Origin of the sequence: Salinispora vitiensis, from assembly GCF_000378825.1 — a bacterium.
In the GTDB taxonomy this organism is placed as follows: domain Bacteria; phylum Actinomycetota; class Actinomycetes; order Mycobacteriales; family Micromonosporaceae; genus Micromonospora; species Micromonospora vitiensis.
The window spans coordinates 1,687,171-1,713,666 of the sequence record NZ_KB900388.1 but is presented as its reverse complement, the minus strand read 5'-3'; the positions used below and the strand labels follow the sequence as shown (position 1 = coordinate 1,713,666).

At 69.4% G+C, this 26,496-nt stretch carries 21 protein-coding genes and 4 pseudogenes; 10 read left to right on the top strand and 15 right to left on the bottom strand.

Features of this window, described 5'->3' with window-relative positions; all coding sequences use genetic code 11:
* The first annotated feature begins 278 nt into the window (after window positions 1–278).
* Window positions 279–1,664 carry an FGGY family carbohydrate kinase gene (locus SALPAC2_RS0107965; RefSeq protein WP_018216128.1) on the top strand — a complete coding sequence of 462 codons (1,386 nt, stop codon included), beginning with the start codon at window positions 279–281 and terminating at the stop codon, window positions 1,662–1,664.
* 76 nt (window positions 1,665–1,740) lie between these two features.
* On the opposite strand, the gene SALPAC2_RS0107960 is transcribed toward SALPAC2_RS0107965, so the two are convergent.
* Complete coding sequence (locus tag SALPAC2_RS0107960; RefSeq protein ID WP_018216127.1) at window positions 1,741–3,114, bottom strand: GH1 family beta-glucosidase; 1,374 nt, start codon at window positions 3,112–3,114, stop codon at window positions 1,741–1,743.
* 663 nt (window positions 3,115–3,777) lie between these two features.
* Here SALPAC2_RS0107960 and SALPAC2_RS0107955 point away from each other — a divergent pair.
* On the top strand, window positions 3,778–6,669 hold the full coding sequence (locus SALPAC2_RS0107955; RefSeq protein WP_018216126.1) for a glycoside hydrolase family 48 protein: 2,892 nt from the start codon (window positions 3,778–3,780) through the stop codon (window positions 6,667–6,669).
* Between the two features lie 240 nt (window positions 6,670–6,909).
* On the opposite strand, the gene SALPAC2_RS0107950 is transcribed toward SALPAC2_RS0107955, so the two are convergent.
* Entirely contained in the window at window positions 6,910–7,629 is a 720-nt protein-coding gene (locus SALPAC2_RS0107950) for a DUF3159 domain-containing protein (protein WP_018216125.1), read from the bottom strand.
* A 403-nt stretch (window positions 7,630–8,032) separates the two neighbouring features.
* Here SALPAC2_RS0107950 and SALPAC2_RS0107945 point away from each other — a divergent pair, with 403 nt between their 5' ends.
* The gene (locus tag SALPAC2_RS0107945) at window positions 8,033–9,073 is read left to right on the top strand and encodes a S1 family peptidase (protein WP_026184522.1); all 1,041 of its coding nucleotides are present in this window, start codon (window positions 8,033–8,035) and stop codon (window positions 9,071–9,073) included.
* Window positions 9,074–9,294: 221 nt separating this feature from the next.
* Here the strand turns inward: SALPAC2_RS0107945 and SALPAC2_RS27275 are convergent, their stop codons facing one another.
* From SALPAC2_RS27275 to SALPAC2_RS0107920, 5 genes and pseudogenes are all read right to left on the bottom strand, one after another.
* Window positions 9,295–9,447, bottom strand: a complete 153-nt coding sequence (locus tag SALPAC2_RS27275) for a recombinase family protein (protein WP_162561263.1) — start codon at window positions 9,445–9,447, stop codon at window positions 9,295–9,297.
* Window positions 9,448–9,494: 47 nt separating this feature from the next.
* Window positions 9,495–11,909: an excinuclease ABC subunit UvrA gene (locus tag SALPAC2_RS0107935; RefSeq protein WP_018216122.1), complete on the bottom strand. Its 2,415-nt coding sequence runs from the start codon at window positions 11,907–11,909 to the stop codon at window positions 9,495–9,497.
* Entirely contained in the window at window positions 11,906–12,481 is a 576-nt protein-coding gene (locus SALPAC2_RS0107930) for a TetR/AcrR family transcriptional regulator (protein ID WP_018216121.1), read from the bottom strand. Before SALPAC2_RS0107930 ends, SALPAC2_RS0107935 begins: the two co-directional genes overlap by 4 nt.
* 324 nt (window positions 12,482–12,805) lie before the next feature.
* Window positions 12,806–14,218: pseudogene (locus SALPAC2_RS0107925) on the bottom strand (MFS transporter); the annotation flags it as partial.
* 65 nt (window positions 14,219–14,283) lie between these two features.
* Window positions 14,284–14,568 (bottom strand): annotated as a pseudogene (locus SALPAC2_RS0107920) (methyltransferase); the annotation flags it as partial.
* Between the two features lie 151 nt (window positions 14,569–14,719).
* Between SALPAC2_RS0107920 and SALPAC2_RS28180 the strand changes: the two are divergent.
* Complete coding sequence (locus SALPAC2_RS28180) at window positions 14,720–14,908, top strand: hypothetical protein (protein WP_080636896.1); 189 nt, start codon at window positions 14,720–14,722, stop codon at window positions 14,906–14,908.
* Window positions 14,908–15,104: pseudogene (locus SALPAC2_RS26890) on the top strand (hypothetical protein). Before SALPAC2_RS28180 ends, SALPAC2_RS26890 begins: the two are co-directional and overlap by 1 nt.
* A gap of 68 nt (window positions 15,105–15,172) precedes the next feature.
* Here SALPAC2_RS26890 and SALPAC2_RS0107910 read toward each other — a convergent pair.
* On the bottom strand, window positions 15,173–15,910 hold the full coding sequence (locus SALPAC2_RS0107910; RefSeq protein ID WP_018216117.1) for a helix-turn-helix domain-containing protein: 738 nt from the start codon (window positions 15,908–15,910) through the stop codon (window positions 15,173–15,175).
* Between the two features lie 218 nt (window positions 15,911–16,128).
* Here SALPAC2_RS0107910 and SALPAC2_RS0107905 point away from each other — a divergent pair, with 218 nt between their 5' ends.
* Entirely contained in the window at window positions 16,129–16,800 is a 672-nt protein-coding gene (locus SALPAC2_RS0107905) for a DUF4097 family beta strand repeat-containing protein (protein WP_018216116.1), read from the top strand.
* Window positions 16,801–17,071: 271 nt separating this feature from the next.
* Here SALPAC2_RS0107905 and SALPAC2_RS0107900 read toward each other — a convergent pair whose 3' ends face one another.
* A complete protein-coding gene (locus tag SALPAC2_RS0107900) occupies window positions 17,072–17,794 on the bottom strand; it encodes an AAA family ATPase (protein ID WP_397540880.1) in 723 nt (240 codons plus the stop codon).
* Between the two features lie 559 nt (window positions 17,795–18,353).
* Here SALPAC2_RS0107900 and SALPAC2_RS0107890 point away from each other — a divergent pair.
* Window positions 18,354–18,776, top strand: a complete 423-nt coding sequence (locus SALPAC2_RS0107890; protein ID WP_018216113.1) for a VOC family protein — start codon at window positions 18,354–18,356, stop codon at window positions 18,774–18,776.
* 17 nt (window positions 18,777–18,793) lie between these two features.
* On the opposite strand, the gene SALPAC2_RS0107885 is transcribed toward SALPAC2_RS0107890, so the two are convergent.
* Window positions 18,794–19,171, bottom strand: coding sequence for an ArsR/SmtB family transcription factor (locus SALPAC2_RS0107885; RefSeq protein WP_018216112.1), 378 nt, complete (start codon window positions 19,169–19,171; stop codon window positions 18,794–18,796).
* 110 nt (window positions 19,172–19,281) lie between these two features.
* On the opposite strand from SALPAC2_RS0107885, the gene SALPAC2_RS0107880 reads away from it, so the two are divergent.
* Both SALPAC2_RS0107880 and SALPAC2_RS25985 read left to right on the top strand, forming a co-directional pair.
* Window positions 19,282–19,779 (top strand): GNAT family N-acetyltransferase, encoded by a 498-nt coding sequence (locus SALPAC2_RS0107880; protein WP_018216111.1) that lies wholly within the window; start codon window positions 19,282–19,284, stop codon window positions 19,777–19,779.
* A gap of 16 nt (window positions 19,780–19,795) precedes the next feature.
* A pseudogene (locus SALPAC2_RS25985) lies at window positions 19,796–20,335 on the top strand (DUF1697 domain-containing protein); the annotation flags it as partial.
* Between the two features lie 23 nt (window positions 20,336–20,358).
* Here the strand turns inward: SALPAC2_RS25985 and SALPAC2_RS0107870 are convergent.
* From SALPAC2_RS0107870 to SALPAC2_RS0107860, 3 genes are all read right to left on the bottom strand, one after another.
* The gene (locus tag SALPAC2_RS0107870) at window positions 20,359–20,901 is read right to left on the bottom strand and encodes an AAA family ATPase (protein ID WP_018216108.1); all 543 of its coding nucleotides are present in this window, start codon (window positions 20,899–20,901) and stop codon (window positions 20,359–20,361) included.
* A 72-nt stretch (window positions 20,902–20,973) separates the two neighbouring features.
* Entirely contained in the window at window positions 20,974–21,303 is a 330-nt protein-coding gene (locus tag SALPAC2_RS0107865; RefSeq protein WP_018216107.1) for a helix-turn-helix transcriptional regulator, read from the bottom strand.
* A gap of 126 nt (window positions 21,304–21,429) precedes the next feature.
* Window positions 21,430–22,017: a TetR/AcrR family transcriptional regulator gene (locus SALPAC2_RS0107860; protein WP_018216106.1), complete on the bottom strand. Its 588-nt coding sequence runs from the start codon at window positions 22,015–22,017 to the stop codon at window positions 21,430–21,432.
* Between the two features lie 151 nt (window positions 22,018–22,168).
* Between SALPAC2_RS0107860 and SALPAC2_RS0107855 the strand changes: the two genes are divergently transcribed.
* Window positions 22,169–23,098 carry an alpha/beta hydrolase family protein gene (locus tag SALPAC2_RS0107855; RefSeq protein ID WP_018216105.1) on the top strand — a complete coding sequence of 310 codons (930 nt, stop codon included), beginning with the start codon at window positions 22,169–22,171 and terminating at the stop codon, window positions 23,096–23,098.
* Window positions 23,099–23,220: 122 nt separating this feature from the next.
* On the opposite strand, the gene SALPAC2_RS0107850 is transcribed toward SALPAC2_RS0107855, so the two are convergent.
* Window positions 23,221–24,801, bottom strand: a complete 1,581-nt coding sequence (locus SALPAC2_RS0107850) for a ricin-type beta-trefoil lectin domain protein (protein WP_018216104.1) — start codon at window positions 24,799–24,801, stop codon at window positions 23,221–23,223.
* Between the two features lie 205 nt (window positions 24,802–25,006).
* Window positions 25,007–26,416, bottom strand: a complete 1,410-nt coding sequence (locus SALPAC2_RS0107845) for an acyl-CoA synthetase (RefSeq protein ID WP_018216103.1) — start codon at window positions 26,414–26,416, stop codon at window positions 25,007–25,009.
* Between the last annotated feature and the right edge of the window lie 80 nt (window positions 26,417–26,496).

Sequence of the window (26,496 nt, the reverse complement as noted above, 5' to 3'; positions counted from 1 at the left end):
CTCCTCGGTCCGGTGCCACCCGATGGGCGGTCCGGTGCCGGTCCGAGACCGACGGCCGCCTCGACGGGCGGCCGCGTGAAGCTACGCGCGAAGAGTGGCCGCCGGGTCGGCGGGCCACCAGCGGTGCAGGTGCGCGAGCATGTGCACCACCCTACGCGGTCGTCGCCGAGGGCGGTAGCGAGAGCTCCACCGCGCCGGGCGGAGAAAGCGTGACCGACGATGACGACAGCGCGGAAGCGGGAGCCTCACCCCGCCCGGGCCGGATAGCGTGACCGACGATGACCACACTCGCGTTGGACCTGGGCACCTCATCGGTACGGGGCATGGTGCTCGACGAGGCCGTCCGGCTGCTGCCCGGGGCGTTGGCCCGGCGGCGGGTGAGCCCTGTCATCGGCGGGGACGGCGCCGGCACGCTGGACGCGCAGAGCTACCTGGCCTGCCTGGGGCAGTGCCTGGACGAGTTGGCCGCCGGCGGGCACCTGGACGGTGTCAACCTGGTGGCTACGTCCGCGCAGTGGCACTCGGTGGTCGCGCTCGACGCCGACGGCAATCCGATCGGCCCGGCGCTCACCTGGCTGGACACCCGACCGGTGCCGCCGCCCGGGCAACCCGGCCCGCGTGACCCGGAGGCTTTCCACCAGCGCACCGGCACCTGGTGGCATCGCTGTTACTGGTCGGTCCGGCTGCCCTGGCTGCGGGCAAGAGCCGGTGGTCCCGCCACCCGCTTCGCCGGGCTGGCCGAGTACGCCCTCGGCGTGCTGCTGGACCCGGTCCCGATGTCGGTGTCGCAGGCCTCCGGCACCGGCCTGCTCGACCTCGGCACGATGGACTGGGACCCGGAGGCGTGTGCGCTGGCCGGCACCGGCCCGGGGGAGTTGCCGGAGTTGGCGCCGGTGGACTGGCATGGTCGGCTGCGCGCGGAGTACGCGCGCCGCTGGCCGTCGTTGGCCGGGGCGCGGTGGACGGCCCCGATCGGGGACGGGGCCGCCTCGAATATCGGCTCGGGCTGCGTTGATCCGGGACGGGCGGCGGTGACGGTGGGCACCTCGGCGGCGGTCCGGGTGGTGCGGGCAGTCGCACCGGGGGAGCCGTTGCCCCGGCTGGCACCGAGCCTCTGGCGGTATCGGGTTGATCAGCGGCACATCGTGACCGGGAACGCGTACTCCGCGGGCGGCAACCTCTTCGCCTGGGCCAACCGGGAGCTGCGGCTCCCCGCCGGGGCCGCGCTGAGCGCGGCCCTGGCCCGGGTGCCGGTCGTCGGCGGTGGGCCGGCGGTGAACGTCCGTTTCGGGGGCGACCGGCCGCCCGGGCTGGCTCCGGCGGGTTCCGGGGTGTTGGCCGGGCTCGGCTTCGGCACCACTGCCGTGGAGATCCTGGCTGGCCTGATGCGGGGTCTGTGTGAGCTGGTCGCGGTGGACCTGGCCGCCCTGGAGTCGGAGCTGGGCCCGCGGCCGGTCGAGGTGGTCCTGGGCGGCGGAGCGATGGCGGCGTCCGAGTGGTGGCGTCGGGCCTTCGCCGTGGCCCTCGCTCCCCGGCCGGTCTGGCACCAGCGGAACCCGGAGATCGGCGCGGCCGGCGCGGCGCTGGTGGCACTCGGCCGGATCGGCGACGCGGCCGGGGTTGCCGATCTGGACCGGACCGGCGAGTTGACCGCTCCTTCCTGACCTCCGCGCCACCGGACTTCCGCGCCACCGTCGCTGTTGCACCGCTCCCGTGTGGGGTGTGGGTTGCGCTTCGCGGTCAGAACCCGCCCGCCGCGATCACCTCGCGGTACCAGTGTGCGCTGCGCTTGGGCACTCGGCGTTGGGTGGGGTAGTCCACGTAGACCAGCCCCCAGCGCTGGTCGTAGCCCTCGGCCCACTCGAAGTTGTCCAGCAGGGACCAGACGTGGAAGCTCTCCAGTGGTACGCCGGCGGCGATGGCGCGGTGTGCGGCGGCCAGGTGATCGTGGAGGAACTGGATCCGCCGGCCGTCGTCAACCGTCCCGTCAGCGCCGAGGGTGTCGGGGGTGGGTAGGCCGTTCTCGGTCACGGTCAGCGGGATCGGGCCGTAGTCCCGGGTGATCCGGGTGAGGATGTCGTACATGCCTTCGGGGTAGATCTGCTGCCAGGACGCCTCGGAGGTGGGCCAGCGTCGCACGGTGGTGCCGGCGGCCGTGACGTAGTACGGGGTGTAGTACTGCACGGCCAGTAGGTCCACGGGAGCGCAGATGATGCCGAGGTCGCCGTCGTGGATGCCGCGGATCATCCGGTGGCCCGGGCCGAGGTCGTCGAGCACGTCCTGGGGGTATTGGCCGGTGAGCGTCGAGTCGAGGTAGAGCCGGTTCTCGTAGCCGTCGTAGCGCCACGCCGCCTCGGTCGCGTCGGGGGAGGAGTCGGCCGGGTAGCACGGGTGCAGGTTGAACGCCGGGCCGATGCGCCCGATGCCATCGACGGCCCGGTACGCCCGGACGGCGAGTCCGTGCGCGAGCTGCAGGTGGTGCGCGACCAGATATGCGGCCTGCTGGTCCTGGTGACCGGGGGCGTGATGGCCGGAGAGGTAGCCGTTCTGCACCACGGTCTTCGGTTCGTTGATGGTGAGCCAGGTCGGCACCCGGTCTCCGAGGGCCTGGAAGACGTGTTCGGCGTAGTCGGCGAAGCGGTAGGCGACTTCCCGGGATTCCCAGCCGCCCCGGTCCTGGAGGGCCTGGGGGAGGTCCCAGTGGAACAACGTCGCCACCGGCTGGATGCCGCGGTCGTGTAGTCCGTCGAGCAGCCGCCGGTAGAAGTCCAGCCCGCGCTGGTTGGGCGCACCGGTGCCATCGGGCTGGATGCGGGGCCAGGCGATGGAGAACCGGTAGCTGCGCAGGCCCAGCTCGGCCATGAGGTCGAGGTCCGCGTCGTAGCGGTGGTAGTGGTTGGCGGCGATGTCACCGGTGTCGCCGTTCCGGATTCGTCCCGGGGTGTGGCTGAAGGTGTCCCAGATCGACTCGCCCCGGCCGTCCTCCTTGGCCGCGCCCTCGATCTGGTAGGCGGAGGTGGCGGCTCCCCAGCCAAAGTTCGGTGGGAAGCGCAGCGTGCCCGCCGGCCGGGACTCCGAGCTGTCGGGCTGCGCGGGGTGGGGGAGGGTAGACATCGGGGGAGTCTCCTCTGCTAGTTCTGAATCGGACCGGGAGCGCTCCCAAGGACAGAGTACGCCTTCGGTCCTCCCGGCGGGAGCCCGGAGGTGCGGGGATTCTAGGCAGGGCGGGGGGCGGTGCGCCCCGGTCGCACTGTCGCCGGGGTGCGAGATGGGGGCGGGGGAGGGCAGCCCCCGCCCCCATCGGTGCTGGACACGCCGGGTCGGACGGTGGCGTCTGGCCCGTGCGTGTCACCTGGGAGCCGGGTCACGCGAGTGGCTTGTGGATTCACCTCCTTCCACTATGGAAGTGGGAGGCGAGGTGGAAGCGCTCCCAATGTTCTGGTGCGACTGTAACGTCTCGTAACTGCTTTGTGAAAGCGTCGTAACAAAATTGAAACATCCAACTGCATTGATTCAATCTCTCCTTGTGGGAGCGTTTCCAGGCGTGGCAAGCTGATGGGTGAGCCGCCGTCGCGGGAGCGCGGGGCCGAGGGCAGCCGGGGACGTCCGGTGCGGCACCCGAGGTGGACGGGTGCCCGTCCACGCCACGTCACCGGCCCCGGCCTTGGCCGGAGGTCCTTCACCCCGGGTGCCTCGCCCGCCGCAGGAAGAACGGCCAGGCGCCCCGCCGGAGTCTCGGCTCCGGCCTGGCCCGAGGAGGCACCGCGCATGAGACCCATGAACCGACGCCGCGGCTGGGCGATAGTCACCGCGGCGGTACTGGTGGTAGCCGGCGGGGCGGCCCTACCCGCGCCGGCCGCGTCGGCCGCGCCGACGTGCGACGTCAGCTACACCACCAACGACTGGGGCAGCGGCTTCACCGCGAACATCACCCTCACCAATCTCGGCGACCCGATCACGGGCTGGACCCTGCGGTTTGCCTTCGCCGGCAACCAGACCATCACCCACGGCTGGTCGGCGCGGTGGAGCCAGAGCGGCAGCGACGTCACCGCCACCAACGAGTCGTGGAACGGCGGTCTCGGCACCGGCGGCACCGCGCAGATCGGCTTCAACGCCGCGTACAGCGGTACCAACGCCGACCCGACCTCGTTCTCCGTCAACGGCGTTCCCTGCGGCGGTGCGCAGCAGCCGCCGACGGTGACGCTGAACGTGCCGGCGGGGCCCTTCGAGGCGCCGGCCGACGTGCCGCTGACGGCCACCGCCAGCGACCCGGACGGGAGCATCAGCAAGGTCGAGTTCTACCGCAACGGTCTGCTGGTCAACACCGACACCACCGCGCCGTACGGGTACACCCTGCCGGGGCTGCCGGCCGGCTCCTACACCGTGCAGGCCCGGGCGTACGACGACACCGGGCTCAGCGCGATCGCGGAGCAGTCCTTCACCGTCGCGCCCGCCACCGGTCCGCAACTGGTCGCCACTCCTGCCACGGTGGGCGTACCGGAGGGCGGCAGCGCCACCGTGACCCTGACGTTGAGTGCGGCGCCGGCCGCGAACGTCCCGGTGAGCCTCGGCCGTACCGGTGACTCCGACCTCACCGTCGCCCCCACCTCGCTGACGCTGACCACCGGGAACTGGAACACCGGTGTCGACGTGACCGTGTCGGCGGCCGAGGACGCCGACACCGCCGGGGGGAGTGCGACGATCACCGCGTCCGCCGCCGGCCTCGCCACCCTGACGATTACCGCGACGGAGATTGACAACGACGTTCCCGGCGGCGACAACGAGTACATCGCACGGTTCCTCACCCAGTACGGCAAGATCAAGAATTCGGGGTACTTCAGCCCCGAGGGGGTGCCGTACCACTCCATCGAGACCCTGATCGTCGAGGCGCCGGACCACGGCCACGAGACCACGAGTGAGGCGTTCAGCTTCTGGCTCTGGTTGGAGGCGCAGTACGGCCGGGTGACCGAGGACTGGGCGCCGTTCAACAACGCCTGGACGGTGCTGGAGAACTACATCATCCCCTCCTCCGCCGATCAGCCGACCGCGGGCGCTCCCGGCACCGCGCAGTACGCCGCCGAGTACGACCTGCCCAGCCAGTACCCGGCGCAGCTGCAACCGAATGTCCCGGTCGGCCAGGACCCGTTGCGGGCCGAACTCCAGTCCACCTACGGCACCGGTGACATCTACGGCATGCACTGGTTGCTCGACGTGGACAACACCTACGGCTTCGGCCGGTGCGGCGACGGCACCACCCGGCCGGCGTACATCAACACGTTCCAGCGCGGGCAGCAGGAGTCGGTCTGGGAGACCGTCCCGCAGCCGTCCTGCGAGACCTTCACCCACGGCGGGCAGTACGGCTTCCTGGACATCGCCGTCCAGGAGCAGAACGCACCGGCGAAGCAGTGGAAGTACACGAACGCGCCGGACGCCGACGCGCGGGCGGTGCAGGCCGCCTACTGGGCGCTGACCTGGGCCACCCAGCAGGGCCGGGCCGCGGAGGTGGCGGACACGGTGGCCAAGGCCGCCAAAATGGGTGACTACCTGCGGTACGCGATGTTCGACAAGTACTTCAAGCAGATCGGCAACTGTGTCGGGGCGTCCACCTGCCCTGCCGGCAGTGGCCGGGAGTCCGCGCACTACCTCCTGTCCTGGTACTACGCCTGGGGTGGCGCGTACGAGCAGGGTCAGAACTGGTCGTGGCGGATCGGCTCCAGCCACAACCACTTCGGCTACCAGAACCCCTTCGCGGCCTGGGCCCTGACCACCGTGCCGGAGCTGGAGCCGAGGTCGCCGAGCGCGACCACCGACTGGGCCCAGAGTCTGGAGCGGCAGCTGGAGCTGTATACCTGGCTCCAGTCCGCCGAGGGTGCGATCGCCGGTGGTGCGACCAACAGCTGGGGCGGCCGGTACGGCCAGCCACCCGCGGGAACGCCGACCTTCTACGGCATGTTCTACGACGAGAAGCCGGTCTACCACGACCCGCCGTCGAACCAGTGGTTCGGCATGCAGGTCTGGTCGATGCACCGGATCGCCGAGTTGTACCTGGAGACCGGTGATGCCCGGGCCGAGGCGTTGCTGGACCGGTGGGTGCCCTGGGCGATCGCCAACACCACGCTGGGCGCCGACTGGTCGATCCCGGCCGAGCTCACCTGGACGGGCCAGCCGAACACCTGGAACCCGACCAACCCGGAGCCGAACACCGACCTGCACGTCGAGGTGACCGACACCGGCCAGGACGTCGGTGCCGCCGCGGCCTACGCCCGGACCCTGACCGCGTACGCGGCGCGGTCGGGGAACGTGGCCGCGAAGAACACGGCCAAGGGGCTGCTGGACGCGCTACACGCCGCCAGCGACGCCCTGGGTGTGTCGACGGTGGAGGCGCGGGGCGACTACGAGCGCTTCGACGATGTCTACGACGCCAGCACCGGGCAGGGTCTCTACCTGCCGCCGGGCTGGACGGGCGCGATGCCCAACGGCGACGTGATCGAGGAGGGTAGGAGCTTCGTCGAGATCCGGTCGTTCTATCTCAACGATCCGGACTGGCCGAAGGTCCAGGCTTATCTGGACGGCGGCGCGGAGCCGACGTTCCGCTACCACCGGTTCTGGGCCCAGGCCGATGTCGCGATGGCGTACGCCGACTTTGGGCGGCTCTTTCCGAACGACTGAGTCCCCGGCTTAGCGACGTAAATGGACATTTCCCCTAGGGTTGCTGGACGGTTACGAGCGGAGGCGGGGCGATTCGAGGCCCCGCCTCGGCCCGGTTCCGGTACGCCCGATTGGCCGGAGTGTGCGCAATATGCAAACTGGCCAAAAATCGTGTGCCCCGGGAGCGCGGAGCTGATCCCGACGGGGTAATGTACGTCACCGGAGAGGCCGCTCCCCCCGTGGCGGCCTCTCCCTTTCTATCTAGCCCGGGCTGCCCGCCGACTCGCGCTTTGGCGCCTGTTCGTCCTGCGTCGATGCCTCGCCCGGGAGTGTCGGATGCCGTAGCCCCGGATGACCGGCCGGCAGTGAGCGGCGCACCACCACCCAACTCACCCCGAGGACGGCAGCCACCAACGGCCAGCTCAGCGCTACTCGGGCCACGCTCAACGCGACCACCTGGCCGCCGAGCCACAACGGCAGGAAGACCGAAACCCGCAGCAGGAAGCTGGCGGTCCAGACCCAACTGCCGCGCCCGTAGGCGCGCAGGAGCGCCGGGTCCCGGCGCCAGCGGGTCCGCTGTCGCAACACACCGCCGACGACCACTCCCAGAAGTGGCCAGCGGATCACGATGCTGACCATCCAGGCGAGTGCGCTCGCCGCATTCGCGAGAAGCTGTATCAGGAAGAAGTCCTCGGCCCGTCCGGTCCGGAGCGCGACCAGCGCGCCGACGCAGACGGCGAGCAGACCCACCAGCACGGACCTGGGTCGATGCCCGCGGCGCCAGCGCCAGCCCGCCACGGCCGCGCCGGTCACCAGTGCCGCGCCGACCCCGATCTGCAGCGACTCGCCGCCGAGGAGCCAGCCGGCCGCGAACGCCACCGGCGGCACGGTGGCGTCGATCGCGCCACGTCGCCCGCCGAGTAGGTCGGTGAGGGACTCCGGCTCTGGCGTCGGCGTCTGGTGCTCCGCAGTGCTGCCCACTTACTTCCCTCCCGTCGCGGGACCAGCGCGGTCGACCGGGTTTCGGTGGCGAATCGGTGGACCGACCTCCAACTTAGTACGGCTCCAGCATTGGGCGACCAGGTGGTGACTGCTCTCTTGTCACCTATTACCCACACTGGGGTGGAGTTCCGTTTTCAGGCCACAAGCGGGTGTCGGTGCAACGGTGTGCATCGTGGTGATTTTGGCCACACGTCAGCTAGCAATCGGACAAAAAGGAGCTTTAGGTCGAGCAAGTCAAGCCCCGTGCGCCTTGCCAAACAATCGAAACATGTGAATACTTCGTTACACCCTGGCCGTTTCCCCCGTTCGGCCCGGGTGTGTTCCACCGGCCCCGCCGCCATCGGCGCGGGCCCTTCCTCCCAACCCCCAACGGAGGTGTCACATGCGACCCACGAGATTTACGTTACGTCGTGCCGCTGCGGTGGCCGCGGCCGGGACCCTGGTCGTCGGAGTACTCGTCGGCAGCCCGGCGCAGGCGGCAGCCCCCGACGCGTCTCCGGAAACCGCCGCCAACCTGGCCGAGCAGCTTGGCGACCGGGCCGCTGGCGTCTACGCCGAGGCCGACGGCACCGTCGTCGTCGCGGTGACCGACGCTGCTGCCGCCCGGCAGGTCAGCACCGCCGGCGCCACCCCGAAGATCGTCGAGCGTGGTGCCGCCGAGCTGCAGCGTGCCACCGCGGAGCTGGAACGCTCAGCCAACATCCCCGGCACCGCCTGGTGGACGGACCCCGCGACCAACCAGGTCGTCGTCTCCGTCGACAGCACGGTGACCGGTGCCAAGCTGGCGCAGGTCGAGGACGTGGTGGCCCGCAGCGGCGGCGCGGTGCGCATCGAGCAGGAGGCGGGTGTCTACAGCACCCAGATCACCGGAGGCGAGGCGATCTACGGCGGCGGCGGTGTGTGCTCGCTCGGCTTCAACGTCCGCAGCGGCAACAACTACTACTTCCTGACCGCCGGGCACTGCACCGACGTCATCTCGAACTGGTACTCCAACAGCTCGCAGACCAACTACCTCGGCTCCACCGCCGGGTCCAGCTTCCCCGGCAACGACTACGGCATCGTGAGCCTCAGCGGCTACGAGCCGGGCTACGTCTACCTCTACAACGGCAACTACCAGGACATCACCTCCGCCGGTAACGCCTTCGTCGGCCAGTCCGTGCAGCGTTCCGGCCGGACCACCGGTCTGCACAGCGGCTCGGTCACCGGCCTCAACGCCACCGTGAACTACGCCGAGGGCACGGTTCGTGGCCTGATCCGCACCAACGTCTGCGCGGAGCGGGGCGACAGCGGCGGCTCGTTGTTCAGCGGCTCGACCGCGCTGGGCCTCACCTCCGGCGGTAGCGGCAACTGCTTCTTCGGTGGCACGACCTTCTTCCAGCCGGTCGTTGAAGCCCTGAACGTCTACGGGGTCAACGTCTACTGATCCAACCGACTGCGGCGGGTCACCGGACGCCATCCGGTGAACCGCTGCAGCCGACGATCAGCAGCTCAGAACAGGTAATGCGGCAGAAGGCCCGGTTTCCCCAGGGGAGACCGGGCCTTCTCTTTGGCTGCTGGTCAGTGCTGTTTGGTGTAGGTGACGAACCGGCGCCATGCCGCCGGACCGAAGTTAGGTCCATTGATCCGCCGCTTCCTTGATCATTTTTAGGGGTCGTAGACGCCATCGGGGTCGGCCAGCAGTGCACCGGACAGCGAGCACAATTCGATCAACTGGTGCCAGTCGCGGCCGGTGCGGGCCAGCCGGGACATCTCCACCCCCAGCACCAGCCCGACCCGGCCCATGGTCACCTCGGTCACCAGGCCCGACCCCACGGCGGCAGGAGTGTCGCGGTCATCGTGGCTGCTCAGCTCAGGACGTGCTGGAGGTAGTGTGCTGTCTTGGTGTCGGCAGTGACCAGGTCTGCTGGTGTGCCGGTGGCGACCACTCGGCCACCGGCAGGGCCGGCTCCCGGGCCCAGGTCGATGATCCAATCGGCGCGTGCAGCGAGGTGGAGGTCGTGCTCCGCCACAACCACGGTGTTGCCGGCGTCGATGAGGACGTCGAGGGCTTCGACGAGGCGCTGGACATCGGCGGGGTGTAGGCCCGTCACCGGCTCGTCCAGGACGACCAGGCCGCGTTTGTGGCCCCGGTTGCCTCGTTGGATCGTGGTAGCTAGTTTGAGGCGCTGTGCTTCGCCGCCGGAGAGGTCGGTCGCGCTCTGGCCGAGGGTGACGTAGCCGAGGTCCACCTGGCGCAGGGCGTGGAGTGTGGCGACCAGGGAGTCGGGGTCGGTGAAGAACTCCGCGGCTTCGTCGACGGTCAGGTCGAGTACCGCGTCGATGGAGAGGCCTTGGTACTCGACGTCCAGGACCTGCTGGGTGAAGCGGCGGCCCGCGCAGGTGGTGCAGGTGACCCAGACGTCTGGCAGGAAGTGCATGTCGACGAGTTTGCGGCCGTGGCCGGAGCAGTCCACGCAGCGGCCACCGGCGGTGTTGAAGGAGAATGTGGAAGCATTCAGCTCGGCTTTGCGGGCGTGGTCTGTGGAGGCGAACAAGGTGCGGATCGCGTCGAAGGCCTTGCTGTAGGTGGCGGGGTTCGACCTCGGGGTGCGGCCGATGGGGTCCTGGTCGACGACGGCCACCCAGGCGACGGGTGCTGTGTCGTCGGCTTCGACGGCGGAGGCGAACGCGTGCAGCAGGCTGCTCTTGCCGCTGCCGCTCGGGCCTGTCAGGCAGGTGAGTCTGCCCTGGGGCACCCGTACTTCCGCGACGTCGACGTTGTGGTTGCTGATGTCGCGGACGGTGAGCCAACGGGCTGGATCGGCGTCTCGGGTCTTGCGTTCGACGCGTTGTTTGCGGCCGGAGAGGTAGGCCGCGGTCGGTGAGGTCTCGTGGTGGGCCGCTTCGGCCGGTGGTGCGGAGATGAGGAGGTGACCACCGTCGCGGCCGGCTCCCGGTCCGATGTCGACGACCCAGTCGCAGGCCTTGACGATCTCCGGGTCGTGTTCGACGAGCAGCACGCTATTGCCGTTGTCCCGCAGCGCCTTCAGCATGTCGAGGACATCTGCCTTGTCTGCGGGGTGCAGGCCGGAGGTGGGTTCGTCCAGGACGAACGTGATGCCTTCAAGCGGAGTGCTGAGCTGGGCTGCGAGGCGTGAGCGTTGCAGCTCGCCGCCGGAGAGGGTCGAGGCCTCGCGGCTCAGTTGCAGGTGGGACAGGCCGGTGCGGTGCAGGACGGTCAGGCGGGCGCCCAGTTCGCGCAGCAGCGGGAGGCCGACCGCGCGATCCTGGTCGCCGAGTTCGGCTTCGGCCTGGTGCACCCAGTCGATGAGGTCGGTGCCGGTGAGTGTGATCAGTTCCGGATAGGTGCGACCGCCGACGGTGACGGTGCGGGCCGCCTCGCCGAACCCACTGCCAGCGCATTCCTGGCAGGGCGTCATGCGCATGTACCGCTGGTAGCGCTGCTTGCTCGTTTCGCTGCCCGCGTTGGCGAACACGCGCTCCACCTCGGCGAGGGCGCCGCGCATCGGCTGGCTGCTGCTGTAGGTCCACTCGGTGCCGGTGGCCCGGCTCGGAATGGTGACGCTGGCGTCGATGGCCTGCTCACCGGTGCCGTGCAGGACCGCGTGCTGGAAAGTCGCTGGCAGGTCGCGCCAAGGCACGGACAGATCCACGCGGTGCAACTCGGCGAGGGCGGGAATGAACGAGTGCTCGCCGGAGCGCCACTTCGCGAACCAATGCGAACCCCCTGAGAACAGGGGAAGTTCAGGATTGTCGATGATCCGCTCCGCGTCGGCGCGCACGGTACCGCCCGCTCCGTGGCACCCCGGGCAGGCTCCCTCGGGGCTGAACCTGTCGAAGCTGGTCGTCGCGAGCTCGGCGCCGGTGCGGAGCGCGGGCAGGCGTGAGTAGATCAGGCCCAGGTACGCCTCCATGCCGGTGACGGTGGCCATGGTGGAACGAGGATTGTTGTTGAGTCGGCGCTGGTCCACCGCGAGCGTCGCGCCGAGGCCGGTGATGCGGTCGACCTCGGGCCGGTCGCGCTGGCCGAGGTAGCGCCGCACGAACGGCGAGATGCCCTCGAGGTAGCGCAGTTGTGCCTCGGCGTGCACTGTGTCGACCGCCAGCGAGGTCTTCCCGCTGCCGCTGACGCCGGTGAACGCCACCAACTTTCCGCGCGGGATTCGCACGCTGATGTCGCGCAGGTTGTGGGTCCGGGCACCGGTGACTTCGATCCAGCCGTGGTCGTCGTGACGCCGCACGTCGTTCGCTCTGTTCACTTCGCTACCAAGAAAGGGTTGAGCAGGAACGCGACATCGCGCCGCACCCACTCCGAGAGCTCGCCGTCACCGAGGATCGCCCACATGATCAGTGCGCCGTTGTACGTCGTCTGCACCGCCCTGGCAAGACCGTCCACATCGCACTCAACGAGCTCACCCTGCTCAACGGCCCGCTTCAGCAGCGATGCGATGCCCGTGCGCATCGATTGGGCGAACCTCACGGCGTGGTAGTGCAGTGCGTCGTCGCTGAGGTCTAGGTGCAGGAACGCCACGTGGTTGGCCATCTCCGCGGGGCTGTCCACGTCGCTGCTGAGCGCCGCGATGAATGCGTAGAGGGCTTCGAGCGGCGACTCGTACTTGGCGACGATCTCGGTGAAGAACTCGTCGACCTTGGACGCCTCGTACTCGTTGATCGCGACCAGCAGGTTGTGCTTGGACCCGAACCGCTTGACCAGCGTGGCCGCCGAGATTCCGAGGTCGGATGCCACGTCGTTGAGCGTGACGCGGAGCGGGCCGATGCGGGCCAGCGTGCGGGACGCGCTGACGAAGATCTGCTCGTTGGTGACGGACATCGGTCGCGGGCTCATGGCACGGATAGTACCCGATAAGTGAATTGGCGTTTACTAACGCCGCGTCGCGTGATCATCTGACCTCCCTCGGTGCGCGGCGGAGTGCTGCTCCGGCTCGCCGCGGTGACGTGGGCGGGCAGCTCGTTGCGATCGATCTTGCCGTTGACTGCGTGTGGCAAGTGGTCGAGGAACACGAGAAACCACGGCACGAACTGCCTGGGCAACGATGCCGACAGATGGGCCTGGATCTCCTCCTCGGCGAGCACCGGGTTCACGTGGGCCCCGAGGTCCTTGCCGCGCAACGTCACCGCCGCTTCGGCCACCTTGAGCCGATCCGATGTAGCTGCGCCGCGGTACGAGGAACGTGGCAAGGCCTGCCAGCACGTACATGAGCACCGCGGCGACGAAGGCGACATGGTAGTGGTCGAGCAGCCGCACGGGTGTGTCGTCGGCGGTCACCGGAACGATCGCCGCTGCCATGGTGACCGCCACCGTGAGACCCAGCACCGGGCCCACCTGTTCGGAGGTATTGATCAGGCCGGCCGCGAGGCCCTGCTTTCGTTCCGGCAGCCCGCGCGTCGCCACGATGATCGCGGGAGCCTCGATGAACGCCGCGCCGACGCCGATCAGCAGCAGGGGTGGGAAGATCCACGCCAGGTAGGACCCGTCGCTGGGCGCGAACACGAACCACAGCGAACCGGCCGCGCCACCTGCTGTGCCCATCAGAAGCAGTGCTCGCGTACCCACCTTCTCCATCAACCACGCCACCCTGGTCGCGATCACCGCCATCACCAGCGTGATCGGCAGGTAGGCCAGGCCGGCGTCCGTGGCTGAGTAGCCGAGCACACGCATCATGTAGAAGGTCACGTAGAACATGACGCCGAGGTTGGCGGCGGTGGACAGCAGGTTGATCACGTTGCCCGCCCGAACCCCAGGTTCGGCGAATACCGCCAACGGCACGAGCGGGTCGCTGTGCCTGCGCTCCACGGCCACGAAGGCTGCCAGCAACACCACCGTCGCGGCCGCGCTCATCGTCATCACCAGGGCGCTTGACCCGTGCTCGACCCTCGTCAGCGTGAACACGAGCATCCCGAGCCAGCCGGTGAGCGTGAGCGCACCGAGCACGTCCGGCGACACCCGCTGCTCCGGCCGGGTGCGCGGCAAAAGCGATGCCACGGCGAGTCCGGCCACGAGCCCGATCGGCAGGTTGAGTAAGAAGATCCAGCGCCACCCGAATGCATCGGTCACGAGTCCGCCCACGACCTGGCCGAGCGCCGCCCCCGCGAGACCGGTGAAGCTCCACCACGCGACCGCCCGGTTGCGCCCGGAGCCGGTGGTGCTGACGAGGTTGAGCAGGGCCAGGGCGGTGGGGGAGACCATCGCCGCGCCCACGCCCTGAACAGCCCTGGCCGCGAACAACTCGGTACCGCTCGTCGCAAAGCCGCACCACACCGACGCGGCCACGAACACCCCGAGGCCGACCAGCAGCAACCGCCGCGGTCCGAACAGGTCGCCGAGTCGCCCGGACAGGGCGAGCAGACTGCCGAATGTCAGCATGTAGGCGCTGGCCACCCACTGCGTGTCCGCAGCGTCTATCTTCAGGTCCACCTGGATGACGGGCACTGCGACGCCGAGCACCGTCATATCGAGGATCAGCAGCATCTGGACCAGGCACAACGTTGCGATGGCAGCGAAAGGTGGCTGGCTTGTCGCCTCTGGCTTCTGGTTCAGTTCGGTCACGTTCGGTCTACTCCATGGGGTGCGTCGCAGTCCCTACCGAGGGTAAATGAACGTGCATTTACTTATCAACCCCGCTCCACGTGCTCGACAGTCCGCTCCCTTCCGCCAGACCCACCGAACAGCGACATCATGTAGAGATCCATCGAAGCCGCAGCCCGAGCCGCGCGTCCGGTCTCACCGGGTGCGGGTGCGGGTGCGGTGAGGTCGAGCACTGCCAGTTCGGCCCCGCCCGCCAGTGCACGTCGGCCCGCCCGCAGGATCGCCACCGCCTGGTCGTCACTCCAGTCGTGCAGCACATGGCACAACACGTACAACGTTCCGCCGACAGGCCGCTCCGCGAAGAAGCCGCCCGCGACGACCTCTCCGCCTAGTCGGCGACGCCCGCCTTCTCCAGGTTGGCCAGTGCCCGATCCGCGGTGGCGGGCACGTCGAGCAGCACGCCGCGCCGCCCAGGTTGACGGGTGAGGAACTCCGCCAGGAGCGAGTCAATTCCTCGACCGACTGCCGCAGCGCGCCCGCCGAACCGCGCCGCCTGACTCGATCAGTGGCGATCAGCTCGCGGTCGTGACCAGAGTCAATTCGGAGCAGCGGCTACTCGCCGGCAGAGGTGTCGGCTGCGCTGGTGTCGGCTGTGTGCGTCTGGTCGACGACGTGCTTGCGGCCGTGCTGGCGGGGCTACGGAGGCTGTGATGGCCGACGACAACAAGCTGCCGAGGTGCGGGCCAACCATGATCCGCACGGGGCGCCGCCGTTGCCCGATGGTGATCGAGTACGGCGAGCCGCCCCAACGGTGCCCACCCTGCCACCGACGACCAGGCAGAAGGCGGTGGCGATCCTGATCGTGGTGATCGTCGTCGCCGCCATCGTGATCGGGGCGCTGCGGTGACCGCGCTGGCGCGGATTCGGGCCTCCTGTATCGCCGGTTCCTGGCGTGGGTGTAGCCGTGCGGGTGGCTCAGCGCGTCTCTTCCGACGGAGCGGCCTCGATCTTGGTGTGCAAGATCTCGCGTGCCTGTTCGGCGGCGCGGGTGATGCTCTCCGAGACGAAGTCGACGAAGCGGGCGATGTTCTCCAGCCGGACGGCGGCCGGGCTGCCCGGGCCCAGGATGCTCGCCCCCTGCCGGGCGATCTGGCCCAGGTGGGCGGTGGCCCTCGCGCTGGCCATCGTGGACTCGTACATCACGTCGTTGTCGACCACGTAGCGTTCCCGCCGCCGCTCGTCGCGCTCCCGCCGGACCAGCCCCTGGCTCTCCAGGAACGCGATTGCCTTGGAGACCGAAGCTGGGCTGACCTGCAGCCGTCCGGCGATCTCGGCGGCGGTGAGGCTGCCGGCATCGGTGGTGAAGAGGCAGGCCAGCGTCCGCGCGGTCATCGTCGGCAGCCCGGACGCTATGAACACGCCGGCGAAGGTCTCCTCGTACTCCCGTACCGCCTCGGTGTCGCGCCCGTGCGCTGCCGGCGGTGTGCCCGGGCGAATCGGTGCGGCCGTCCGGCGTCGGCGCGCGCGACGCTCGGTGGCGTGGTGGGCGAGGTCGCCTCGGTAGGCCGTCGCGCCGCCGTTACGCATGACCTCCCGGGTGATGGTCGAGGTCGGCCGGTCGAGACGCCGGGCGATCTCCGCGTAGGTGAGGCCGTCGGCCAAACCGGCGGCGATCTGCTGGCGGTCCTGCTGCGTGAGCCTGCCCCCCGGCATCGTGGCCCCCTTCGTCGTCGATGCCGCCACGATAGCGTTCACTCCACACTCATTGCAACGATGATCGCTCGGGTGTTGCGTTGCCTCCAGCCCTCATTGCAATCTTTTCATGGCTCTGACCTGTGGTTATTTCCTACTGTTGCAACTTTCTTGTTGCTACATCCGTAAAGGCAACGTAGCGTTTCTGGTGTCAGAAACAAGCGCTTAAGGAGCTGGTCATGCCGAAGTTCGACACCCCCACCCCCGTCTCGGCGACGTTCGCGATCCCCGCCGGACGCATTCAGATCATCGCCGCCGACCGGGCCGACACCACGGTCGAGGTTCGGCCCACGGACGCCGCCAAGAACCGCGACGTGACGGCGGCCGAACGGGTCCAGGTCAGCTACGTCGACGGCGTGCTGCGCATCGAGGCCGCGAAGCCCAGCAACCCGCTCCGCGGTTCGTCCGGCTCGGTGGAGGTGACCGTCCAGCTACCGGCCGGGTCGGACATCGAGGGCAAGACGGCCAGCGCCGACCTCCGCGGCGTCGGCCGCCTCGGCGACGTCACCTTCGAGGGCGCGGCCGGCTCGATCAAGGTCGACGAGACCGCGACCGCCCGGCTGACCCTCGCCAGCGGTGACATCACGGTTGGGCGGCTGAACGGCTCGGCGCAGATCAGCACCCACAAGGGTGACCTTCGGATCGCCGAGGCCACCGACGGCACCGTCACGCTGCGCACCGACCGGGGCGACATCACCGTCGCAGCCGCCCGCGACTCATCCGCGACCCTTGACGCCGGCACCAACTCAGGCCGAGTCCACAACGCGCTGCGCAACACCGACGGCGCTGCCGCCAGCCTCAAGATCCACGCCACCACCGCTCACGGCGACATCACCGCCACCAGCCGCTGAGGAGCATCCACCATGCCTAGCCCAACTACCACCGGGCCGTACCGGCCAGACCTGCGACCGGCGGGCTGACCACCGGAGTGCCGCGACCAACCCGGCCGAAGCCCTTTCCCCCGGCCCCTTGGACAACCTGGTCAGGACAGTTTCGCCGAACCCACCTGAAGCCCCCCGGGCGGCGCGCTCCGGCAACACGCCGGAGTGCGCCGCCCTTCCGCGTCTGACCTGCTCACGGCGCGCACGTGCTGCGGTCCCTATTTCTGCTGTCCCCGTCGACCTACCTCGTTTTGTCCACAAACGAGACGATCTCCGGGAGGGACGGTTGGTAGCCGTCCGTGGTGTCGACCTCCAGGAGTGGGGCGTCCAGCGCGACCCGATCAAAACTCGCGTGCCGAAGCGGGTGGTCAGTGGGGTTCTGCAGGTCGGCGTGGGCGCGGCGGAGCGGATTCGACTCCCATCGCCGTTGAATCCGGGTCCACGCCGTGTTCGCGTCAACAACGCAGTGCACGACCCGAAGCTCCGCAACCTCCCCCAACGGTTGCAGGCCCGGCCGCCAGAGCCGGTCCTGGAACGCGGCCTCCGCAACGGTCGTCACCCCGGCGCGAAGCAGCAACTCCAACACGCCGAAGAACGTCGGTAGGGTCCGCAAAGCCAACTCGTCGGCCGCTCCAGCCGTAAACAGGCCGGAGGTGGACGTCGACGCGTGCACCATTCCTTCCTTGATCTCGTCCCGGCAGATCGCCGGAGCGCCGATCGTGCGGGCAAGTGTGTGCGCGAGGGCGGTCTTCCCCGAGCCGGGAGGTCCGCTCACGACGACCAGGGTGGGGCGGGAAGTCACCGTACGGTTATAGCGGTCTCCTGGGCGGCGACAGCGGGTGGGCTTCCCAACGGGCCGGGTTCCTGCTAGACCTTCGTTCCGGGTGGAAGTTTGCGGGGAGGGGTGGTCGTGCGACGACTCAGCTACTGCCCGGAGACCAGCGCCGGTGACTGGTTCACGCACTCGGGTGCCTCCCCGGGGCAATTGATCACATTCGGCCCGGCCGGCTTTCCGGCATACGCCCGGCTTCGCTTCATCCGGGACCCCGTGGGCCCGGGCGAGTCGGAGGCGGGTGTTGCTGTTCCGGATGGCCACCCGTCGGAACTTGAGCAGACCCGGCGCGCCCTACGTCTCCTCGGGGCGTTCACGTCCACTCCGCAGGAGTGCTATTTCTGTCTGTGGGATGGATACTCGGACGCCCCGTTGCCGCCGCCGGCGCGGCACGGCCCACTGCTTGAGTTGCCCCACCGTGCTTACGCCCTGTTTCGCGGTTCCCTCGACGATATCGATGTCTGGGCAGCCGAGCTTGGGAGTGGGGGCAACATCGCACCGCCGGCGTTTGTCTGGCCCGCGGATCGCCGCTGGTGTCTAGCCAGTGATGTTGACCCGCATTGGGCGGGAATCGGGGCTGAGCAGGCCGCTGTCGAGGCGTTGGTCGGCGATCAGGGGCTCGATGTCGTACCGGCTCACCCCGCAGATGATCAACCTAATTACTATTGAGGACCAATCGGAGGAAAGTCTCATGGTCGATGGTTCCGTCGCTCCGACAATTGCTCCCTACCTCGCCTACGAGGATCCGGCGAAGGCCATCGAGTGGCTGATCAACACGTTCGGTTTTACCGAGTTGGCCGTCTTCGACGACGGGCAGGGCAACGTCTACCATGCCGAGCTCCAGGTCGGCCACCAGGCGCTGATCATGATTAACGGCGCCAATTCGGCCCTGCGGATCGGCGAGCCGTCGACGCTCGGTGCCGCTTCGGCCGGCACCTTCGTCCGTCGGGAGACTGACACGGAGGTGAACGAGCTGCACCGCAGGGCGGTGGCCGCCGGTGCGGAGATCCTGCTTGAACCGGAGGTGAAGCCGCACGATTCCTACGAGTTCACCTGTCGTGACCCGCAGGGGCAGGTGTGGACCTTCGCGACTTATCGCACCAGCCTCGGCTGAGTGGCCTGGGCCGGCAGCTACTGGGGAGACTGCCCGGTGTTGGCGAGTAGCGCCGCGAGCTGGCTGAGGACGGCCTTCCGGGCCCGGTAGTACACCCAGGTGCCCCGCCGTTCGGCGTCCACGAGCCCCGCTTCGCGCAGGGTCCGGAGGTGGTGCGAGATCGTCGGCCCGCTCAGATCGAACGCGGGGGTCAGGTCGCACACGCACGCCTCGCCGTTCTCCGCCGAAGCGATCATCGACATAAGCTGTAGCCGCACCGGATCCCCGAGTGCCTTGAACGCCGGAGCGAGTGCGGTGGCGACGTCCGCGGGAAGGCGCTGCTGCGCCAGGGGTGGGCAGCAGGGAGTGTCGCCGCCGAGGACGGTGTGGGGGAGTGGTGTCGCTTGCTTCGGCATCCGTCTAGTTTGACACTTTTCGAATCAGCCTGCAAGTGGGTCAGCTGGGACGATCCGTAATTCGAGGCGTGATCCGGGCCTTCGGGCGGACCAAACCGAGGAGTGTGCTGATGGACGATACCGCTGTCCGGCCCATGCGCCGCGATGACGCGGAGGCCATCCTGGCGATCTACCAGGCGGGCCTCGACTCCGGCGACGCCAGCTTCGAAACCACGGCCCCGGCCTGGACGGAATTTGATGCCGGCCGGCTGCCCGAGCACCGCTACGTCGCAGTTGACGACAGCGGCACGGTCCTCGGCTGGATCGCCGTCTCGGCGGTCTCCACCCGCCGCGTGTATGCCGGAGTGGTGGAACATTCCGTCTACGTCGACCCGGCGCGACAGGGGCGCGGTATCGCCCGGCTACTGCTCACCACGCTGATTGCCGCCACCGAGGCGGCCGGGATCTGGACCATCCAGTCCGGCGTCTTCCCGGAGAACGTCGCCAGCCTGGCCCTGCACACCGGAATGGGTTTCCGGGTCGTCGGCACCCGGGAGCGAGTCGGCCGTCAGCACGGCCGGTGGCGCGACGTGGTGCTGTTGGAGCGCCGCAGCCTGGCTATCATCTGACCAGCCGAGGGGGGTTATGGCCAGGCACATCGTCCTGCTGCGGGGCATCAATGTCGGTAGGCACAACCGGATCGTGATGGCCGAGTTCACGGCACTGTTGATCGACCTCGGCTACACGGAGGTGCGGACCTTGCTCAACAGCGGGAACGCCGTGGTTACGACGCCGGACGCGGACTCGGCCGCAGTGGCGCACCGGATCCAGAAGGCGATCAGCGACTCGTTCGGTCTGTCGATCGCCGTCATGGTGCGTAGTCGCGCTCAGGTCGAGTCGGTCATCGAGCGCAATCCCATGCCCGAGGAGGCGGAGCGCGCGCCGAGCTATTTCCACGTGGGATTCTGTGATCCCGCCCCACCGCAGGAACGCCTGGAATCGATCGACGCCACGAAGCTCGGCGCGGATCGCATCATGGTCCGCGGCGGTACGTGTTACCTGTGGTTCGCTGACGGGCCCCAGAACTCCCCCCTCGGCAAGGCGATCCGCGCCCACAAGCTCGGCGCGAACATGACGATGCGCAGTTGGAACACGGTGCGGAAGCTGGTCTCCCTCGCCGGCCCGGTCGGCGCCGCTCCCGATCCCGGTCAGCCGAGCTGCGCGACGGCGTTAAAGACCAGGTCGGTCCTGCCGTCCAGCGGGCCGTTGAGCTCCAGCACCGGCGTGTCCGGCCAGGCGTCGAGCGGGTCGGCATAGACGAGCTCCAGCAGCGCGTCGTTCATTCGTGCCCGGAGGCCCGGCCATTCCGTTCCGGGGAGCAGTCGTTCCGTCTCGGGTGTGATCACCGTGATGACCAGCAGGTCGAGGTGGGCGAAGGCGGCCCGGAGGGGCGTACGACCGGCCTCCTCCGACGGGTCCGCCCCGGTCGCCACCAGGTACGCCAGGTAGTCCAACGGGGTGCGGTCGAAGATCGTGGCGGACGGCGACGGCGGCGAGCAGAGACTTCGGGCCGAGCGTGCCATCAGCATCCGGTGGTCCGCTGGCGACGGTGGATTCTGGAACTCGTACCCCTCCTCCTCGAGCAGGTAGTACGGCTCGTCCACCGCCACATGGCCCGGCAACCGGGCGCACAGCGCCTCGACCAGTGTCGTCTTTCCGGTCCCGTGCGTCCCGGAGACCCCGATCCTCATGCGTACGTGCTCCTCGGTTCTGGGCCGGACGGTGGGCGAGGGGTGAAGCGGGCCGGTGTGGGGGGCGAGAGGTCAGGGGTTCGGTGCGTCGCTGAACAGGTCGATCAGTTCGCCGATGTGGTGGTCGGCCTCGGCCGGGTGCCGGAACCGTCCGGCCGGGTTGACGGTGTACGCATTGCGCCGGCCAACCCGCTGTCGGTGCAGGTAGCCGGCGGCTTCCAGGTCGGCGACGATGGCCTGGGCGGCGCGTTCGGTGATGCCGACAGCGGTGGCCACATCGCGCAGTCGCGTCGTCGGTTCTCGGGCGATGGCCAGCAGCACATGCGCGTGATTGGTCAGGAAGGTCCACCCCTTCACCCCGTCCGCCGCCCTGGGCTGGGCCACCTGCGCCATGATCACCATCCCGTCGTTGTCCGGTGCGTTGCTGGCCAATATAGGCACCGAAAGACACGAATGCAGCATCGTGTAGGGCCTGACGGGCGGAGCGGCGGTCTCAACCGATCGAGGCCAGGCTGGCGGTCCGGTCGTTCAGGGGTGGACGCGCAGCCCGGCGATGAGGAGCTCAATCAGGTGGCGTGCGTCGTAGCGGGGGTCCCGACCGGCGCCGATGCACAGGTTGCCCACGCCGCGCAGGAGTTCGTAGGCCGCCACGTCGGGGCGTACCTCACCCGCGGTGGCCGCGGCGTCGAGTAACCGGGTGCAGACGGGGACGAGGCGGTCGAGAAAGTAGGCGTGCAGCGCCTCGAAGGTGGTGTCGTCGGACTGGAGCGCTTCGGCGAGGCCGTGTTTGGTGACTAGGAAGTCGACGAAGAGGTCGATCCACTGCGCGAGGGCGGCGGATGGGGTGTCGCTCGACGCCAGCAGCGTCGGGCCGGCCTCGGCGGCGGCGTCGACCTGGTGTCGGTAGACGGCGATGACGAGGTCGGCGCGCGTCGGGAAGTGGCGGTAGATCGTGCCGACACCCACCCCCGCCCGGGCGGCGATGTCGCGTACCGGCGCGTCCACGCCGGCGGTGAGAAAGGCGGCGGCGGCCGCGTCGAGCAGGCTCTGCTCGTTGCGTCGGGCATCGGCCCGCTTCCGCGCGGGCGGCTGCGGCCCGTGGTCGGATGCGCCCACGATGCTGTTACCTCCATCACAATCAATGGCATGCGGAGCCACGTTCCGTATTGTGGGTCAAGCGGAACGGTGTTCCGCTTGTTTTGGCGTCGGACCGGCCGCTCAGGTCCACGTATGCGCCTCACCCAGCACTTTCAAGGAGCTTCCATCCATGTTCAACAGCGACGTAGCGGCAGGTGCGCCCACCCCGATCGTCTCGGTCAGCCCGGTGACCCTGCCGGCCGCGGACCGTGGCGAGGACCTGCGGATCCGGATCTCAGCCCCCGTGGCGGGACGCGAACTACCAATCCTCATCTTCTCGCACGGCTTCGGCAAGTCGATGCGGGCATACGCCCCGCTGGTCGACTACTGGGCAGCCCACGGTTTTGTGGTGGCCCAGCCCACCCATCTTGACTCCCGCACGCTGAACATCGCGCCCGACGACCCCCGGCACCCGGAGATCTGGCGCTTCCGCGTCGCCGACCTGAAGCGCACGCTCGACCACCTCGACCTCATCGAAGCCGCCGTTCCCGGTCTCGCCGGACGACTCGACCGCGGCAGGGTCGCCGCGGCTGGACACTCCTGGGGTGGCCAGACGGTGGGCATGCTGCTGGGCGCGCGGGTCCTCGGCGCTGATGGCCTTCCCGGCGAGAACATGTCCGACCCGCGAGTCACCGCCGGTGTGCTGCTCGCCACGACCGGCACCGGCGGGGCCGAGCTGACTCCTTTCGCGGCCGAGCACTTCCCCTTCATGAGCCCGAGCTTCGCGGAGATGACAACACCGGCGCTCGTGGTCGCGGGGGACAAGGACCAGTCGCCGCTCTCCGTACGCGGACCGGACTGGTTCACCGATCCGTACCACCTGAGCCCGGGCCCCAAGAGCCTGCTCACCCTGTACGGGGCGGAGCACTCCCTGGGTGGAATCGCCGGTTACACCGTCACGGAAACGACCGACGAAAGCCCTGAGCGAGTCGCCCTAGTCCAGCGGCTCACCACGGCCTACCTGCGCAGCGCGCTCTATCCCGGCGACGACACGTGGGCGACGGTACGTGCCGCGCTGCGGGGCGACATCGATCGACTGGGACAGATCTCGGCCAAGTAGCCGGGGCATCACCGTGGTGATTTCCCCATGCGGAACTGCGGTGAACGTGTCCGCGTTCACCGCAGTTCCGCGCTCCTATCGCCAACCGGTCGCCATCTCGGCGAGCCGGACTGCGGATTTGCTCACCCGAGGCGCCACCGTTGATTGGCGCCGCCATGGCACTGGTAGGTCTGCAGCCGCGCACCGTCGGCGCTGTTTCCGTTCTCGACATCAAGGCACTTGTTCGCCTGGGGGTTGACGAGCTCTCCCGCGCCGGTGAGCACCCACTGTTGGGCCGGGTTGCCGCTGCAGTAGGCCAGTTGCACCACTGCGCCGTTCTGGACCGACCCCCAGGCCACGTCCATGCAGAGGCCGAACGCCCGGATCGTGCCATCGCCCGGGAAGGTCCAGTCCTGGGCGTTGGTGCCGTTGCAGCGCCACAGGTTCAGGTACTGGCCGTCGGCCCCGTTGGCGCCCGGCACGTCAACGCACTTGTTGGCGAGCCCGATGATTCGGTGTGTTGATCCGCCGCCCGACGTTGTCAGTGACAGTCCGTAGCGGGACAGGATCTCGTTGACCGGCTGGTAGACGGTGCTGCCACCGGTGGTGCAGTTGCCCGAGCCACCCGAGGTAACGCCCTGTGCCTGCGAGCCGGCGACGAAGGACCCGCCGGAGTCGCCGGGTTGGGCGCAGGCGGTGCTGCGGACCATCCCGTAGACGGGCCCGGCGGCGTAGTTGACGGTGACGTTCTTGGCGGTGATGGTGCCGCACTGCCAACCGGTGGTCCGGCCGGACCGACAGACCGCGGCACCGACGGCGGCTTCCTGCGATCCGGTCACCGTGACCACATTGCCGTTGTAGGTGGACACCCACGGCCGGGGGGTCCAGTTGGCGTTGGTTTCGACCCAGCCGAGGTCGTCACCGGGGAACGAGGAGCCCCGGATGACCCCCTGCGCGGCCCCGGAGCCGGTGGTGGGCTCGCCGGCGTTGCCGCAGTGTCCGGCGGTGACGAACCCGCCAGCGACCGCGAAGCCGATCGAGCAGATGAGGCGGCTGTTGATGACGTACTGGTCGCCGCCGCGGATGTCGTAGAGCGGGCGGTACGCCTCGGTGCTGGCCACCACCGACAGCGCGTCGTCGGGCAGCCCGGCCGCGCGGGCGAACGTGGTGGCCGCCGCGGCGCTGCTGGCCTCGATCGACACCGTGTTGCTGGGCAGAGCGATGTGCCAGGCATGTACCGCGGAACCGGCGGCCGCCGCCCGCCGGTCCAGCTTGGTGGTGAGCCCTCGCAGCTCGGCGAGGCTGCGGGTGACGATCCGGGGCTCCGCCCCGGCCGCGCGTACCTTGTCGGCGAGCGCGGGGTCGGTCAACCCGACCACCGTGGTGCGCCCGTCGGGGGCGACCCAGGTTCCGGCGTACGCCTCGGACAACTCGGCCCGGATCCGCGGCTCGATCGAAGACGCGGTGGCATCAACGGCGAGTCGGGTGGCCAGTTCCTCGGCGGTCAGGCCGAGGTCTCGGCGCAGTGCGTCGAGTTGGCTGGCCGGCAGCATCGCCGGTGTGCCCGCGGCCGTCGTGGCGGGTGCCGTCGCGGTGGCGGACGCGACCGCGGGTGGGACGGCGGCCGGGCTGACAGCGGCCTGGCTGGCAGCGGCGGGGGTGGCAGTGACCGCGAGACAGGTGCCGAGGGTGAGACCCATCAGTGCGCTCAGCTTGTGGCTCATTCGCGTGACCTCCAGGGGGTGGTGGCGGTCGGATCACGAGAGCGCTCTCACAGTTAAGTTAACTTATTGTTAAGATACGTGTCAATTTTATTTATCTCCCCAAGGTTAGGGATCTTAATTGTCGGGTGCCGGACCTGGGCGGCGTCCAGGGCGGTTTCCGCACCCCCGGCCAGATCCAATTCCACGGCCCCACGGGCGCGGCCGGTCACTCCGTGGTCAGGCGAGACTTCTGCACTTTGCCCAGGGCGTTGCGGGGTAGGGCCTCGACCCGCCGTACCTGCCGCGGGCGCTTGTGTACCGACAACTGCCGGGCCACGAAGTCGATCAACTCCGACTCCGCTACCCCGTCGCTCACCACGAACGCCGTCACCTGCTGGCCGAGGTCAGAGTCGGGGGTGCCGACCACGGCAGCCTCCCGGACCCCCGGATGGGCCAGCAGCGCGTCCTCCACCTCGCCAGCGCCGATCCGATAGCCGCCACTCTTGATCAGGTCGGTGGCGGCCCGACCGACGATCCGATGCCAACCGTCCGGACCGATCGTGGCCACGTCGCCGGTGCGGAACCACCCGTCGGACGTGCGGCTGGCCGCATCGGCCTCCGGTCGGCGCAGGTACCCGTCGAAGAGGGTGGGACCGCGCACCTGCAACTCACCCATGGTCTCCCCATCGGCGGGCAACGGAGCGTCGCCGTCGCCAACCAGGCGGGTACGCACCCCCGGCAGCGGCAGCCCCACCGCGTCCGGCCGGTGCGGACCGTCGGCGCGGGCGCTGACCGTGATCAACGTTTCGGTCATGCCGTACCGCTGCACGACTCGGCGGCCGGTCAGCGCGGCGAGACCGGTGGCGACCGCCGTGGGCAGGGCGGCGCTGCCCGAAACCAGCAGCCGGGCCGAGCGCAGAGCCCGGGCGGCCGTCGGCGCGGCGGCGATCCGGGACCAGATGGTCGGCACCCCGAAGTAGAGCGAGCCGGCCGCGCCCGCGTACCGCTCCGGGGTGGGCCGGCCCACGTGATGCAGTCGGCTGCCCAGCCGCAGTGGACCGAGCACACCGAGGACCAGGCCGTGCACGTGGAACAGGGGCAGCCCGTGCACCAGCAGATCGTCCGGGGTCCAGCCCCAGGCGTCGGCGAGCCCGTCCAGGCAGGCGGCGACGGCTCGGCGGGAGAGCACCACCCCCTTCGGTGCCCCCGTGGTGCCGCTGGTGTAGAGGATCAGCGCCGGGCCGGCGGGGTCGGGCTCCGGACGGATGCTGTCCGCCCGGCGGGTGAGGTCGACCGGGATGAGGGGTCGCCCGGGTTGGTCGCCCCGACGTTTCCCGTGCGCCGGTACGAGTACCGCTTCGGCGCCCGAGTCGCGCAGGATGTGGTCCCGCTCCCGCGGCCCGGCATCGGGTGGCACCGGCACGACTGCCGTGCCGGCCAGCAGCGCCCCGGCGACACCGACGACCGTCGCCAGATCCGTGCTGGCCTCGACGGCCACCCGGTCCAGGCCGTGCAGGTCGTCGGCGACGGCCGTGGCGAGCCGCCGTAGCTCTCCCCAGGACACGCCCCGGTCGTTGATCTGGACCGCGTCCGACCGCTCGTCAACGGACTCGGACAACCAGCTGAGTAGCCGCACCGGCCCACCTCTCCGCGCGTCGGATTCTCCGACCGTAGCCGCGGCCCGCCGCTCCGGCCCACCCGGCCCTGCCCCCGGCC

Excerpts from the sequence above, each read along its gene's own strand:
- SALPAC2_RS0107960 (WP_018216127.1), bottom strand. The coding sequence starts at position 3,114 with ATGTCTACCCTCCCCCACCCCGCGCAGCCCGACAGCTCGGAGTCCCGG.
- SALPAC2_RS0107870 (WP_018216108.1), bottom strand. The coding sequence starts at position 20,901 with ATGAGGATCGGGGTCTCCGGGACGCACGGGACCGGAAAGACGACACTG.
- SALPAC2_RS0107855 (WP_018216105.1), top strand. The coding sequence starts at position 22,169 with ATGTTCAACAGCGACGTAGCGGCAGGTGCGCCCACCCCGATCGTCTCG.
- SALPAC2_RS0107965 (WP_018216128.1), top strand. The coding sequence starts at position 279 with ATGACCACACTCGCGTTGGACCTGGGCACCTCATCGGTACGGGGCATG.
- SALPAC2_RS0107905 (WP_018216116.1), top strand. The coding sequence starts at position 16,129 with ATGCCGAAGTTCGACACCCCCACCCCCGTCTCGGCGACGTTCGCGATC.
- SALPAC2_RS0107880 (WP_018216111.1), top strand. The coding sequence starts at position 19,282 with ATGGACGATACCGCTGTCCGGCCCATGCGCCGCGATGACGCGGAGGCC.
- SALPAC2_RS0107930 (WP_018216121.1), bottom strand. The coding sequence starts at position 12,481 with ATGTCCGTCACCAACGAGCAGATCTTCGTCAGCGCGTCCCGCACGCTG.
- SALPAC2_RS0107850 (WP_018216104.1), bottom strand. The coding sequence starts at position 24,801 with ATGAGCCACAAGCTGAGCGCACTGATGGGTCTCACCCTCGGCACCTGT.
- SALPAC2_RS0107890 (WP_018216113.1), top strand. The coding sequence starts at position 18,354 with ATGGTCGATGGTTCCGTCGCTCCGACAATTGCTCCCTACCTCGCCTAC.
- SALPAC2_RS0107865 (WP_018216107.1), bottom strand. The coding sequence starts at position 21,303 with ATGGTGATCATGGCGCAGGTGGCCCAGCCCAGGGCGGCGGACGGGGTG.
- SALPAC2_RS0107910 (WP_018216117.1), bottom strand. The coding sequence starts at position 15,910 with ATGCCGGGGGGCAGGCTCACGCAGCAGGACCGCCAGCAGATCGCCGCC.
- SALPAC2_RS0107945 (WP_026184522.1), top strand. The coding sequence starts at position 8,033 with ATGCGACCCACGAGATTTACGTTACGTCGTGCCGCTGCGGTGGCCGCG.
- SALPAC2_RS0107955 (WP_018216126.1), top strand. The coding sequence starts at position 3,778 with ATGAACCGACGCCGCGGCTGGGCGATAGTCACCGCGGCGGTACTGGTG.
- SALPAC2_RS0107885 (WP_018216112.1), bottom strand. The coding sequence starts at position 19,171 with ATGCCGAAGCAAGCGACACCACTCCCCCACACCGTCCTCGGCGGCGAC.